Genomic DNA, 13370 nt, shown 5'->3' on the forward strand with positions numbered 1-13370 from the left:
GAATATGAACTGCCAAATTGCTGTCACAGATTTTATTGAGCAAAACACAGCGATTTATATAAAAGTAGAGCTTTATGACCCACAAACAAATCAACGTTATCAAGAAGAGCTTCGATTTTTAGGCGATTTATTATATGGCGATTTGGTACATGAGAAAAAATCTCCTTTAACAGAACCTTGTCGACTCGAGACCATTGCATATTTGAAAACTTATTTTAACCGATAAATGAGGGGGGATTTGGATGGAATTCCAATCAACAAACCAACATTTACTATCTCAAAGAATAACTGTATATAACGATGGGTTTGGATTGGTTAAGGAAGTAAGGCAAGTTCAAGGGAAAAAAGATGTGAATAAAATCCGATTTTTAGATATCTCCCCCGAAATTGAAGCAGATTCTATTTTGATAGAAGGACTCCATGTATTAGAACAAAGCTATACCTCAAACTTGGTCAGTAAAGAAAAATTATTGGAAAAGTATATTGAAAAAATCATATTAGTGAAAAATGAAAAGCAAAATGAGGAAATGGAAATACGTCTATTAAGTGGGGCTGACCCGATTATTGCTGAACGAATTGATACGGGAGAGATCATCATTAGTCCAAGTGGACAGTTGATTTTTCCATTATTGCCAGAAGGGCTATTCACAAAACCAGCATTAGTTTGCAAAATAACCGCGATGGAAGCAGATTCGGAAGTGGAAATTTCCTATTTAACAAAGGGGCTAGAATGGCGAGCAAATTATGTTGCAAAAATCTGTGGCTCGGCAATCAACCTTACCGGATGGTTTCAAATCACTAATAATAGTGGCATGAATTTCTCTGGAAGTCAGTTTAAATTGGCTGCCGGAAAAGTAAATCGGTATATAGATGGTTCCGCTCTGCAAATGCATTCTAAGCTATTTTCAATAGCGGGGGAACCGGACTCTAGCTTTCAAAAACATCGTGTTGCCGACTCCCATGTGTATAGCATGAATCGTCCGGTGACTATTTTAAACAACCAAATAAAACAAATTAGTTTCTTAACGATAGAGGAAGTTGTTTTCCGGAGATTATATAAAGTAGATGCTCACAGTCACCAGGCTAAGATCGTGGTTGAATTCGACAATATTGAAGCTAATAAGTTAGGGATTCCACTGCCTCTCGGTATTGTAAAAGTGTACGAACAAGACATGGGCGACGAAATGATGTTTGTCGGGGAAGATGCCATCCAAAATACAGCTATAGGGCAAAAGGTATGTTTATCAATAGGAAAAGCTTTTGATATTATTAGCGAAAGTTGGGAGAAAAAACGAGAAAGAAGCGATCACTTTGACTGTATTACTTATATTTATAAAGTGCATAACCAAAAATCAGAGCATATTCGAGTAGACGTAAAACACGAAGTTTTCGAGCAAATCTGGGAGATGGAATCGTCTAGTCACGACTACGAGTTGAAGCAATCTAACGAGTTAGAGTTTCGTGTACACATCTCGGCCGGGAAAAAAGTAGAGGTAGAGTTTACTTATAAAGTAGATAGAAGAATAATTTAAATGAGTTTTGATAAAATAAGATGGTCAGAGGAAGTATTTTAAAAATAAAGGAGAAGAGATATGTTCAAAAAAATGGCTTCAGAAGCGCTAGGATTATCGGATATTGGGAAAATAATCGACCCGCAAGACTTTGATAAAACAGATTCGGATGATTACGTTATGCATGAAGATGGGGAAAAAATCTATTTTTTGATCAAAACAAAAGCAGATGAATATTGCTTTACTAATCTCGCGATTATTCATGTAGATGGAGATAGTGCGATGTCGTCTAAACGGACCTTAAAGCGCTATCCTTATTCTCAACATACCATTTCGAGCGTTGTGCTTGAAACGGCAGGGAAGATCGATTTAGACGTCGAACTTGCTTTTGTAGTAGGAGCGATACCTTTTAAAATAGATGTTCAAAAACAGCAGGCCAATCGCTTAACAGATTTGTATAAGTCTTTGTTGAGAATTGCTGAAATTACTCATGAAAATGCCATTATTACAGATATGGCAAGTGATAGCTTGAATAAAGCGGTGACTATTTTACAAAATTCCCGAGCGAGTGATGTAGTGCTCGATGATCAATATTCAAAACTAACGGATTTTGGTTTTACATGGATGACTTCTGTTCGCAACCAATACCATGTAAAAGATTTTGGAGACGTATTTGAAAAATATATCAATAATTGAAAATCGCTTTTGGGAAATGAAAACGTATAAAAAACCTAATAAATAGATGGATGCTCAAACGGCACCATCTATTTATTATTTTAGTGTAATAATAAATGACATTTGGTGTCTGAATTAAATGAATATTTTTTTAAAAAGCCACTCTCTTGAAAAGAGTTAACAGCGTGCTATAATTAGACCATTCAAATAGATTCACTCATATAATAGCGGAAATAGGGTCCGCGAGTTTCTACCGGTTTGCCGTAAACAAACTGACTATGAGAAGCAACGAAGCAGAGGGATTTTGCCTTTTTTAGGTGATAATTCTTTTTGTTTCCTTTCGAATTCAAGCTCGAAGGACATTGCTCCACTCATGGTATGAATGGATGCACGTTCTGAGGGCTTTTTTTCATGCCTTCAGTCGTGACAGAAGAGGAGCTGACAGCATGAAGAAATTACAGGACAAAATTTTATCGGACGGCAAAGTCTTGTCGGAATCGGTATTAAAAGTTGATTCATTTTTAAATCACCAAATAGATCCACCGTTAATGCAAGCAATTGGAGAAGAATTTGCATTGCGGTTTAAAGGCAACGGCATCACAAGAATTTTGACGCTCGAATCGTCAGGAATTGCGCCGGCCATGATGACAGGACTCGTTCTAGGTGTTCCTGCGGTATTCGCAAGAAAACGTAAATCACTGACATTGGTGGATCATATGTATACAGCAAATGTTCATTCATTTACTAAAAATGAAACCAATGAAATTTCTGTATCGAAAGACTTTATCAAAAAAGAAGATGTTGTCTTAGTAATGGACGACTTTCTTGCGAATGGCCAAGCGGCTTTAGGTTTATTAGATATCGTGAAACAATCAGGAGCTACGCTAGCGGGGATTGGCATCGTGATTGAAAAAGGATTTCAGCCAGGCGGAGACTTACTTCGTGAACAAGGGATCCGTGTTGAAACATTGGCACATATTGCGTCTTTAGAAAATGGGCAAGTGACATTTTTGGCGGAGGCTGATATACAATGAAAAAAGCATTAGGCGAAACAGCTTTAGGATTTCAACATGTATTAGCGATGTATGCGGGAGCAGTATTGGTACCGTTAATCGTTGGCGAAGCACTTGGACTGACAGCAGAACAATTAACGTATCTCGTAGCGATTGATATTTTACTTTGTGGAGTTGCAACAATACTACAAATTGTCAGCAACCGTTTCTTTGGTATTGGACTTCCGGTTGTACTCGGGTGTACGTTTACTGCGGTTGGACCAATGATTGCCATTGGTGGTCAATACGGGATATCGGCAATTTATGGAGCTATTTTAGTATCAGGACTATTTGTTGTTTTAATAAGTGGATTTTTTGGTAGTTTGGTTCGTTTTTTCCCACCGGTGGTTACAGGAACCGTGGTTACAATTATCGGAATTACCTTAATCCCTGTAGCGATCAATAATATGGGAGGCGGACAAGGCGCTAGTGATTTCGGTTCGCTTAGCAATATCGGTTTGGCTTTCGGAACACTTTTGTTTATTGTAATCCTCTTTAGGTTCTCTAGCGGTTTTATGAGAGCTATTGCTATTCTATTAGGGTTAGTTGTTGGTACGGTAGCAGCGACTTTCTTAGGTAAAGTCGATGTTTCTCCTATTGCAGACGCTTCGTATTTCCATATGGTAGAGCCATTTTATTTCGGCATGCCGACATTTGAGTTGCCCGCTATTTTAACGATGATTTTAGTAGCAATGGTGTCATTGGTTGAATCGACAGGCGTGTACTTTGCACTCGGAGATATTACGAAAAAGAAAATTACAGAAAAAGACTTGGCGAAAGGCTATCGTGCAGAAGGCTTGGCCATTGTTCTGGGCGGGATATTCAATTCATTTCCGTATACTGCGTTTTCACAAAACGTTGGTCTCATTCAAATGTCTGGTGTGAAATCACGAAAAATTATCTTTATTACAGGTATGATGTTAATCACACTAGGATTTGTACCGAAAATTGCTGCTGTGACTACGATTATTCCACCTTCAGTTTTAGGGGGCGCAATGATTGCGATGTTCGGGATGGTAATCGCACAAGGCATTAAAATGTTGAGTACGGTAATCACGGATTCGCAAGACAACTCCATGATTATTGCTTGCTCTGTCGGAATTGGACTGGGTGTGACAGTAGTACCGGAATTATTTGTTCAATTGCCATCAAGCATTCAAATTTTAACGAGTAACGGGATTGTCGCGGGAAGTGTGACTGCTATTGTCTTGAATATCTTATTCAACATGTTGCCTTCTAGAAAGCGCAAGTCTGTTCCAGCAGTTGGAAAAGAAAGTGCCATCAACCAAGGATAAAATAAAATGAGCAAGTCGCATACGCGGCTTGCTCATTTTTTATTGGCTATAAAAGGCAAGAAAATCGAGTGTTTTTTGAAGCGTTTCTCTTGCATCGTCTGTATATAAATCATATTGATACTGGTGTTTCAAGTTTTTTTGAGTGCCTTCAAAGAAGGCAGAAGCCACTTGAACCTCGTAAGATTGTAGAACATCAACCAACTCAGTGGATTGAGAAACGAAAGGGTCTGCATCACCTACGGTTATAAAAACTGGCGGAAATTCCGAGTTAATATGTTGAACTGTGGAAAGTTCATCAATCTTGGAGAACGATTCAAAAGGTTTTACTCCTGTGTAAGCTGTTAAAAAAAGATCAATATTTGGAAACGCAGAAGCTCTTAGTGTATTCATATTGTATATCCCACCTAGTAATACCGCTCCTTGAAGCTGAGTGTTGGATATGGCAGGCTCGATCGCCATAGAGGTAGCGAGTTCTGCATTAGATACAAGAGCAGCAACTTGGCTAGCAATCTGGGCACCTGCAGAATCTCCCCCGACAAATACTTGCTCTATATCGCCTCCGTATTCACTCGCGTGAAGTGTTAAATAAGCAAGTGCTTCATTTGCCTGCGCAACAGGACCCGGGTAAAGAGATTCTGGAGCTAAAGAATAATTAATATTCGCCACGACGTAGCCAGCATTCGCAAGTGACATGGCATAATCTTGTCGGCTATCTTTAGATCCACCGACGTATCCTCCACCGTGTATCCATAAGATTACAGGCATTGAATCAAGAGCATCTTTAGGGTAGTAAATATCCAAGAGACTATTAGCAGAATCGTGGTAAGACAAGTTTTTCACAACTGCAACTCGCTTAGTAATCTCATGCATATTTGGCGGCGCGCTAAAAGCAGCAGAACCTGATATGTGAATAGATGCTGAAACATCAGGAGGAGCAGTAGTCTCTTCGAAAACAACGATTATACATAGAAGAGAGATGAAAAAAGCAAAGGCAATCCATTCTTTTTTGGTTCGATGTCTCTTTTTTGCTGCCATGGTAGTCTCCTTTAAAGTGAGTTTTCGTTAGGAAATTATATTGAACGCTTGTTGTTTTGGGTATAGGTTAATTACGTATCAGTTTTGTCTAACATATGTATTAGATATGCTAACACGAATAAACAAAATGACCAATGGGTATAAGTCTTGAAATTGAAATATACTTGTGACAATGAAAGAGCGGATTTGCAATACAAGATGGGTACAGTAGGTATAGAAAGTTAAAGAGAAAGGAGTGAAGATGTGTTTGGACTATCCGATTTAATCTCATTAATCATTTCAGCATTCATCATTTTACCAGTTGTTGTGTTTTTAAGAGAATCCGGTTATTTGTTGATGAGTTTACTATTGGGGGTAAAAAATCCGAGGCTCACGATTGGATCGGGTACTAGGATTTTTAAAATAGGAATGTTCGATATACGAAAGTATTATCATTTATATAGTTGGTACTCGTATGATTCTTTAAAACGAGAAGGAAAGTTTGCCTATATTGCACTTTATGCGAGCCCGATTTTAGTGAATGTTATTGTTGCTGTTACATTAAATGCTATGGTAGCTAATGGCATGTTTGAAGAACGGGCAACTTTTTTCAATCGATTTGTTTTTTATGCATTTTACTATATATTGTTTGATGCAATCCCGATGAAAACAGCAAATGGGATGCCAAACAATGGAATGATTATTTATGAAATGCTTCGTTATGGCAAAAGAACCGACTTTAACAATGAACCTTTTCTTCCTTCTACATCAGAAGTGGAAGAGCAATATCACGAGGATGTTGAGAAAATAGAAGAGCTTAAAGAACATCAAAAAGATCAAGTAGAAGAAGAACGGAAAAAAGATAATATCTCTAGGGCGGAAGAAAAAGATAAGAAAGAAGAAATTGAAGAAGACAAACAAGAAAGTAAAGAAGATTTAGAAGAGATAAAAGATCAAAAGAAAGAACAATTAGAAGAATACGAAGACAATATTCCAAAATAAAATACTGGGAAATTAATGGTTTTAGAAAATCTATAAATATTTTAGTTAGAGGTAGGAGAATGCTAAGATTAGCATGTAGATTTATTAACAAAAGGAGTGCTCTAAATGACAAAGAAATCAATGGGGATTCATCATATTACGGCAATTGTTGCAGATCCTCAAGAAAATGTAGATTTTTATGCCGGGGTATTAGGATTACGTTTAGTCAAAAAAACTGTGAATTTTGATGATCCAGAAACGTACCATTTATATTTCGGTGACAAAAGTGCAAAACCAGGCACCATTATGACTTTCTTTCCGTGGGGCAACGCTTATAAAGGGAAGATTGGCGATGGCCAAGTAGGTGTCACGACTTTTGCGGTCCCTGTTGGCGCTTTAACATTCTGGGAAAAAAGATTAGAAAAGTTTAATATCCCTTTTTCAAAAGTCTCGCGTTTTGAAGAACAGTATTTAGCGTTTGATGATCCTCATGGTCTTCATTTAGAGTTAGTCGAAAGACAAGAAGGAGAGCCGAATGCTTGGAAAACTCAAGAGGTGGCAAAGGAAGTTGCGATTAAAGGATTTGGTGGCGCAACGCTATACACAGCTAACGCAGAAAAAACGGCTGAGTTATTAGAAATAGTTATGGGACTAGAAAAAGTTGGAGAAGAAGATGACTTGTTGCGTTTCCGTGCAGCGAGTGAAATCGGAAATATCATTGATGTGAAACTAACTCCTGTAGGCGTAGGGCAAATGGGAGTAGGGACCGTTCATCATATTGCATGGCGTGCACAAGATGATGCTGATCAATTGGATTGGAAAGAGAAAGTAGAAACATATGGCTTAGGCGTAACACCGGTTCAAGATCGTCAGTATTTCAATGCAATCTATTTCCGTGAATATGGGGATATCTTATTTGAAATTGCGACAGATCCACCTGGATTTGCGATAGATGAAACACCAGAATCTTTAGGAGAATCCTTAATGCTACCGGAACAGTATGAACAACATAGAAAAAATATTCAACGTCTATTACCACCCATTCAAGTACGGAATTTGGATGAATAAAAGAAGAAGCACCTCTGATTTTGTATCAGAGGTGCTTCTTTATGTTTATTTCGAAATCATGCTTTTTAAAAACAAATTGATGTTTTGGGGTCTTTCGGCGAGTCTTCTCATATAGTACGCATACCAATCTTGTCCAAAAGGAACATAGGTTGTAAAAGCAAAGCCTTCTTTTGCCAAGTCTTTTTGCATTTCAGAACGGAAACCGTATAACATCTGAAATTCAAATCGATTTAGCGGAATGTTTTCTTCTTTTACAAATGCTTTTACTTGTTCAATAATATGATGGTCATGTGTTGCGATTGATGTAAATCCAGGACATTGAAGGTGGATTTTAATGAGCTTTAAATAATTTTCATCGACTTCATGCTTTTCCTGGAATGAAACTTCTGCACTTTCTTTGTAAGCACCTTTTACAAGGCGTAGTCGCACATTTTGTAGATTTTCTAAATCTTTTTCGGAGCGGTATAAGTAAGCTTGGATAACTGTACCGACATTATCATACTCTGCTCGTAAAGCTTCAAGAATATCGAGTGTTTGTTGTAAGTGAGCGTAATCTTCCATATCTAGGTTAATGAATATGTCGTAGCGGGAAGCTTCAGCCACAACTTCCTGAATGTTTTTCAAACAAAAGTCAAAATCTACATCTAAGCCAATTTGTGTTAATTTAACCGACATATGTGCATTTACACCATGAACTTGAATAGCTTCAAGTGTTTCTATTATAGCTTCTTTGGCTTTTGTTGCTTCTTCTTTCGTATGGACAAATTCACCAAGACTATCGATTGTAGCGCTAATTCCGTTAGCATTCAGTTCCTTTACTGACTGCATCATACTGGTGATGTCAGTTCCTGCCACGACTTTTCCAGCGCCTAATTTTAGTCCCCATTTTTTAGCGGCACTATTTAATGGTTGGTTTTTGGACAATGCAATAAAGAAGTTTTTTGTTACACCCACGTTTGATTCCCCCTATACTGTTAAAGCACTTTGTCGATTAGTTAAGATTTTATATAGGAATGTCCTATTGGCCTAAATTCCAAGGGAGTTGATGAATAATCCTTTGTTAACTCAGAGCATATCATACATTAACTGAAAACTAAAAACTTGAGGAAATAGATGACTTTATAAAAATCACGTGTTTGCTTTCTTGAGGTTAATTGGAATATATCTAATGTGAAAATATAAAAGTGCAAAAACGTGTAGAATAGAACCAATGATGGAAAATAAGTGAGGGGGGATAAAGTGAATCAAAAAGCTGCCAAAGGCTTTATATTTTCGGTTATGAGCTATGGCTTGGTGCATTTTATCACCTATTTTTATGAAAGTGCAGTGTTAACTTTAATCCTTTCTGTTTTAGGTGTAGTGTTGCTACTATTTGCTGCAATCTTGTTGCCTTTTAAGAAGTTTCAATTACAAATGTGGTTAGTGATAATGGCTATAGCTATGTTGTTTTTCACGAGTGATTCATTTAGCGCAGATTTGATCAAAGGCTTGCAACAAATGAGAAATCTAGTTGGTTTGCTATTAGTTGTGCCAATGATTAGCTGGGTTTTAAAAGAAGAACCTTATATCGAAGAAATTATGAGTTATGCTCATAATTTTTTAAATCAAAGTCAGAAATTTTATTTTGGTCTTATGGCAATGACACAAGTTATTTCGCATTTTCTATTGTTTGGTGTCGTGCCGATGATGTATCATTTTATTGATAATTTTTTAAAAGATCATAAAGGGGAAGCATGGGAAAACTTTAAAGGGACCGCAATTCTACGTGGTTTTGGACTTTCTACATTATGGGTAATTAGTATTCCGAGTTTCATTTTTGCGGTAGAAGCATTGGATGCGACACTTTGGAAGTCTATGGCATTAGGATTTGTCTTTGCCCTAGCGGGGACAGTTTTATCGGTAATCTTTTCTTATTATCAAGAGAAGAAATACGGAGTGGACTTTTCTGGAATCTTAGGAGATGAAATCGCAAAGGCGATGAAAAATTCTCGGAATCAAGGAAAGTGGAATAAAGATGTAGCGGAATTTGTCTTTTTGTTTATCTCTTTGTTTGGAACCATTTTCTTTATTCATGAGATTACAGGACTCGAGTTTTTATTGACTATCCCGTTAGTCATAGTTGTTTGGACCTTTCTCTATTTTCTCATTAAAAGGAAACTGCCGAGCTTTGTTGTTGAAAGCCAGTATTATTTTTCAAAAGGAGTCGCAAAGCAAGCTCAACAATACAGTATATTAGTCGCTGCGGGCTTATTGATTTATATTTTAAATCAATCAAATGTTGGGGAGTATGTTATTAATGGCATGAACTTTTTAACTGGAATAATACCGCTATTGAATATATTGTTGCTATTGCCGTTTATTGTGATTTTCCTTGGATTTATTGGGTTAGGTCCTCTACCTGTTATCGTTTTAGTAACAGGGATATTAGAGGCGATCCCGTTTCCGTATCCACCGGAATTGGTTGTGTTAGCAGTTACTTCAGGAAGTGTTATTTCTATTATTTTGTCGCCATTTGTTATGCCGGTCATCATTTTAAGTAGTGTTAATGGATTGAGCGGAATCCGCAATGGTCTTCAGTTCAATTTAAAGTTTGCTATCGCGTTTTATGTGATGGTCCAATTGTTTATTCAAACAGCTATTCATTTATAGTTAAATGAGTAATGCACGTAAAAGTCTTTCTAGTCTTTTACGTGTATTTTCAAGTTCAAAAGTAGAGCCATTGAAAGCCTGTCATCCTTAGCGTATAATTCAAAATGACTGAATATTAAAACGAATAATGTATGCAGAGTAAAAGTGAAACTCTAAATAAAAAAACCGCCACGTCTAAGTGGCGATCTCCGTATTACTTTGGTTGAGGTGCGTGAATTTCCCAAGACAGTTTCAACGCATCTGCCAAATAATCGGCGGCTTCATCGGCTTTAAAGTTATCGATTTGGAATTTAGAGTGATTTAGTGAATAACTATTTTGCCGTTCAAGAAATAACGCTTTAATATCTTCAAGAGAACGTCCTTTTAACAAGGGACGGTTGTCCGTGAGAATGTGGATTCGGTCTTTCCAGGATTCCCATGAAATATCGAAAAATAAGACGATGCAATTGGTCATACAAATGTCTTGAATTTCTTTTTGTAAAAAGGCACCACCTCCAACAGAAATGATGTTGAGTGGTTGTTTACTGTATTTCACAATCAATTCTCTCTCTTTGTCGCGGAAAACCTGTTCGCCATAGAGCTCGAATATTTGTGGGATTGGCATATCAAACTCTTTCTCGATTTCAGCATCGATATCGACAAAATTCCGATAGAGTTTTTGGGCTAGTAACTTTCCGACAGTAGTTTTCCCAACCCCCATAAAGCCAATGCACACAATGCTTTTTTCACGGATAGATAAACCGAAGTTTCTCATGGACAGCCTTCTTTCTTTTTAAAATGATTGGTCGGGTTCATAGCCTACTTTACCTTATCTGTATTGAAAATTCATCGCATTTATTGAATATATAAGTTTTATCCGTGAAGTCCTATTGAAATATATGTAGACGAGGATTTTTGAACTGTTTTCAAATAGAAACTTATTTAGTCTAGGGGGTAGTTTGATGGCAACGAGTTATTTACTGACAGGATCGTATGCATCCAAAATAGAGAAAGGTATTAAACTCTGGGAATTTGAAGAAAGCGATGGGAAGTTAACAGAGTTAACAAGTATTGGAGATATTGAACGTCCTTCGTTTATCGCTGTTCATCCAAACAAAACGAGCTTTATTGCTACAAGTGAAGTGGGGAGTGGTGAGCTTGTTAGCTATTGGGTTCACCCAACTACTAAAAAAATTAGGGAAACCAACCGACAATCTTCGAATGGCGATCACCCAGCTCATGCGACTATCGATGAAACAGGAAACTGGCTATTATCAGTTACTTATTCAGGAGCAACGATTAATGTCCATCCACTCCTTTCAGACGGAGCAATTGGAGAGCTAGCGTTCTCTATAAAACACGAAGGCTCTGGACCAAATAAAGAGCGACAAGATGCGGCTCATCCCCATTCTATTATACAAATGCCGGGTAAAAACTTATTCTTAGTATCCGATTTAGGAACCGATACAATCGCTACTTATAAGTTAGATCCCGATAAAGGAAAATTAACACTTCAATATACTGCTCAAACAGAAGCGGGAGCAGGGCCGCGACATGTAAGTTTTCATCCGACAAAGCCTTTTGTTTACTCAGTAAATGAATTGAACTCGACATTAATGGTTTACAAAATAAGCCATGAAGGGCAATTAGAGTTTCTTCAATTATTGCCTTTAGTGCCAGACAGTTACGAAGGAGAAAATACGAGTGCAGAAATTTCAGTATCAAGCGATGGTAAATTTGTTTATGCATCTAATCGGGGGCATGACAGTATTGCTTCTTTCGCAGTTCAAGAGAATGGGACTCTGGAAAACTTGGGATTAGCAGGATCCGGAGGAGAAGGTCCAAGGCATTTTTCTTTAATGCCAGGAAACGGCTGGTTAATAGTAGCAAATGAAAATTCTCATACACTTACCGTCTTGAAAATGGGAAATGCAGGTACCCCGTGCACAGTAGAAAGTATTATTCAAACAACGGCTCCCGTTTGCGTAAAAGTAATTTAATAAAATGTATGAAAAAACACCTAAAGTCGAAGGCTAGAAAGCCTTTGACTTTAGGTGTTAATTTATTTACCAATCCGTTGATTCTTTTTCAACAATGCCAAGCTCTTTCATCAAACGCGTAAAACCGCTGTCGCGATTTCCTGCAAAGGCTATTTCAGTACAAGTGGAGTGAGGAGGATAATTAAGCTCTTGAGCCTCTTCTAAAGTAGCTTCTTCTAAAAAATTTGTAGCATCAGCTTGTTCAAAGCAAGAAGGAGCGATATATGTTCTGAATGTATGTTCAAGGATTACGCGACTTTCCGGTGCGGGTTCATTTTCTCTTGGCAAAAAGAATAACAGCAACAACACAGCAACAGCTAGAAGCAGAGCGCTCATCCAAATTTCTTTTTTCTTCATCAGCTTATTCCTCCGTCAGTAAAATTTCCGCATCCGCTAGAATATCTTCTACCGGTGGATTCAGCCCTTCGTAAGATTTCATGATGACCCCTTCTTGGTTGACTAAGTAAAAATAAGTACCATGAATAACTTGATCGTCATTTTCAGGCTTTCTAGCTAAAGTACGAAAATTATCCATCGCAAAATCATCAATTTCTTGTGGAGTATAACCTGTGAGCAAGTTCCAAGTCGATAAATCTGCACCGTAATTTTCAGCATAGGATTTGAGAACTTCGGGTTTATCAAACACAGGATCCACACTAAATGAAACAATTTGAACATCTAGTCCTTGTTCTTTTAATTGTTCTTGCAAACCCGTCATATTCGCCATCATTGGCAAGCAGACGGTAGTGCAGTTCGTAAAGACGAAATCGGCAAGCCATACTTTTCCTTCTAAATCGGCCGAGCCAAATTCTTCATTATTTTGATTTGTAAAAGAGAAATCTTCAATTTCCCAATTAAGCGGATCTTCAATACTTGGGCTACATGCACCCAAAAAAATACTGACTAATACAGCTAATAAAAGATTTTTATAATTTCGCAAAAACGTCAACCTCTCTTTCGATAAACGGTTACCTCCTTAAGCGTAGTGGAAATTCTCTTCTCAAACAAGAGTATAAGAGGGAAGAAATGTGTAGACATTTCGAACAGGATTACGAAAAAAATTGAATTTAACTAAATTTTTGAATAATCAAGAATCTTAACAAGGGT

14 protein-coding genes and 1 riboswitch are annotated in these 13370 nt (G+C 37.5%); of the genes, 9 read left to right on the forward strand and 5 right to left on the reverse strand.

Going from position 1 to position 13370, the window contains the following annotated elements; translation table 11 throughout:
• Positions 1 to 4 precede the first annotated feature (4 nt).
• The 5 genes from PLANO_RS01210 (at position 5) to PLANO_RS01230 (ending at position 4533) form a co-directional block, all read left to right on the forward strand.
• Positions 5 to 226 (forward strand): hypothetical protein, encoded by a 222-nt coding sequence (locus PLANO_RS01210; protein ID WP_038702231.1) that lies wholly within the window; start codon positions 5 to 7, stop codon positions 224 to 226.
• 16 nt (positions 227 to 242) lie between these two features.
• On the forward strand, positions 243 to 1532 hold the full coding sequence (locus PLANO_RS01215) for a DUF4139 domain-containing protein (RefSeq protein ID WP_038702233.1): 1290 nt from the start codon (positions 243 to 245) through the stop codon (positions 1530 to 1532).
• A 60-nt stretch (positions 1533 to 1592) separates the two neighbouring features.
• Positions 1593 to 2207, forward strand: coding sequence for a PH domain-containing protein (locus tag PLANO_RS01220; protein WP_038702235.1), 615 nt, complete (start codon positions 1593 to 1595; stop codon positions 2205 to 2207).
• A 176-nt stretch (positions 2208 to 2383) separates the two neighbouring features.
• Positions 2384 to 2485: riboswitch (purine riboswitch) on the forward strand.
• 147 nt (positions 2486 to 2632) lie between these two features.
• Positions 2633 to 3220: a xanthine phosphoribosyltransferase gene (locus PLANO_RS01225; RefSeq protein ID WP_038702237.1), complete on the forward strand. Its 588-nt coding sequence runs from the start codon at positions 2633 to 2635 to the stop codon at positions 3218 to 3220.
• Positions 3217 to 4533 carry a nucleobase:cation symporter-2 family protein gene (locus PLANO_RS01230; RefSeq protein ID WP_038702239.1) on the forward strand — a complete coding sequence of 439 codons (1317 nt, stop codon included), beginning with the start codon at positions 3217 to 3219 and terminating at the stop codon, positions 4531 to 4533. Before PLANO_RS01225 ends, PLANO_RS01230 begins: the two co-directional genes overlap by 4 nt.
• Positions 4534 to 4572: 39 nt before the next feature.
• On the opposite strand, the gene PLANO_RS01235 is transcribed toward PLANO_RS01230, so the two are convergent.
• Positions 4573 to 5568, reverse strand: a complete 996-nt coding sequence (locus tag PLANO_RS01235) for an alpha/beta hydrolase (RefSeq protein WP_038702241.1) — start codon at positions 5566 to 5568, stop codon at positions 4573 to 4575.
• A gap of 243 nt (positions 5569 to 5811) precedes the next feature.
• On the opposite strand from PLANO_RS01235, the gene PLANO_RS01240 reads away from it, so the two are divergent.
• Positions 5812 to 6549, forward strand: coding sequence for a hypothetical protein (locus tag PLANO_RS01240; RefSeq protein ID WP_038702243.1), 738 nt, complete (start codon positions 5812 to 5814; stop codon positions 6547 to 6549).
• A 105-nt stretch (positions 6550 to 6654) separates the two neighbouring features.
• Positions 6655 to 7596 carry a ring-cleaving dioxygenase gene (locus PLANO_RS01245; protein WP_038702245.1) on the forward strand — a complete coding sequence of 314 codons (942 nt, stop codon included), beginning with the start codon at positions 6655 to 6657 and terminating at the stop codon, positions 7594 to 7596.
• A 45-nt stretch (positions 7597 to 7641) separates the two neighbouring features.
• Here the strand turns inward: PLANO_RS01245 and PLANO_RS01250 are convergent, their stop codons facing one another.
• Positions 7642 to 8550 (reverse strand): proline dehydrogenase family protein, encoded by a 909-nt coding sequence (locus PLANO_RS01250; RefSeq protein WP_038702247.1) that lies wholly within the window; start codon positions 8548 to 8550, stop codon positions 7642 to 7644.
• A 285-nt stretch (positions 8551 to 8835) separates the two neighbouring features.
• Between PLANO_RS01250 and PLANO_RS01255 the strand changes: the two genes are divergently transcribed.
• Positions 8836 to 10245 (forward strand): hypothetical protein, encoded by a 1410-nt coding sequence (locus tag PLANO_RS01255; protein ID WP_038702249.1) that lies wholly within the window; start codon positions 8836 to 8838, stop codon positions 10243 to 10245.
• A 193-nt stretch (positions 10246 to 10438) separates the two neighbouring features.
• Here PLANO_RS01255 and PLANO_RS01260 read toward each other — a convergent pair whose 3' ends face one another.
• Positions 10439 to 10999, reverse strand: a complete 561-nt coding sequence (locus tag PLANO_RS01260) for a shikimate kinase (RefSeq protein ID WP_038702251.1) — start codon at positions 10997 to 10999, stop codon at positions 10439 to 10441.
• A 187-nt stretch (positions 11000 to 11186) separates the two neighbouring features.
• Here PLANO_RS01260 and PLANO_RS01265 point away from each other — a divergent pair, with 187 nt between their 5' ends.
• The gene (locus PLANO_RS01265) at positions 11187 to 12224 is read left to right on the forward strand and encodes a lactonase family protein (protein ID WP_038702253.1); all 1038 of its coding nucleotides are present in this window, start codon (positions 11187 to 11189) and stop codon (positions 12222 to 12224) included.
• Between the two features lie 66 nt (positions 12225 to 12290).
• On the opposite strand, the gene PLANO_RS01270 is transcribed toward PLANO_RS01265, so the two are convergent.
• Entirely contained in the window at positions 12291 to 12620 is a 330-nt protein-coding gene (locus PLANO_RS01270) for a hypothetical protein (protein WP_038702255.1), read from the reverse strand.
• 4 nt (positions 12621 to 12624) lie between these two features.
• Complete coding sequence (locus tag PLANO_RS01275; protein WP_038705333.1) at positions 12625 to 13203, reverse strand: SCO family protein; 579 nt, start codon at positions 13201 to 13203, stop codon at positions 12625 to 12627.
• Positions 13204 to 13370 lie beyond the last annotated feature (167 nt).

It is taken from the genome of Planococcus sp. PAMC 21323 (genome assembly GCF_000785555.1).
Lineage (GTDB): Bacteria > Bacillota > Bacilli > Bacillales_A > Planococcaceae > Planococcus.

Coding starts and splice junctions, on each gene's coding strand:
- PLANO_RS01215 (WP_038702233.1), top strand. CDS start 243: ATGGAATTCCAATCAACAAACCAACATTTACTATCTCAAAGAATAACT.
- PLANO_RS01260 (WP_038702251.1), bottom strand. CDS start 10,999: ATGAGAAACTTCGGTTTATCTATCCGTGAAAAAAGCATTGTGTGCATT.
- PLANO_RS01225 (WP_038702237.1), top strand. CDS start 2,633: ATGAAGAAATTACAGGACAAAATTTTATCGGACGGCAAAGTCTTGTCG.
- PLANO_RS01210 (WP_038702231.1), top strand. CDS start 5: ATGAACTGCCAAATTGCTGTCACAGATTTTATTGAGCAAAACACAGCG.
- PLANO_RS01270 (WP_038702255.1), bottom strand. CDS start 12,620: ATGAAGAAAAAAGAAATTTGGATGAGCGCTCTGCTTCTAGCTGTTGCT.
- PLANO_RS01230 (WP_038702239.1), top strand. CDS start 3,217: ATGAAAAAAGCATTAGGCGAAACAGCTTTAGGATTTCAACATGTATTA.
- PLANO_RS01235 (WP_038702241.1), bottom strand. CDS start 5,568: ATGGCAGCAAAAAAGAGACATCGAACCAAAAAAGAATGGATTGCCTTT.
- PLANO_RS01245 (WP_038702245.1), top strand. CDS start 6,655: ATGACAAAGAAATCAATGGGGATTCATCATATTACGGCAATTGTTGCA.
- PLANO_RS01265 (WP_038702253.1), top strand. CDS start 11,187: ATGGCAACGAGTTATTTACTGACAGGATCGTATGCATCCAAAATAGAG.
- PLANO_RS01220 (WP_038702235.1), top strand. CDS start 1,593: ATGTTCAAAAAAATGGCTTCAGAAGCGCTAGGATTATCGGATATTGGG.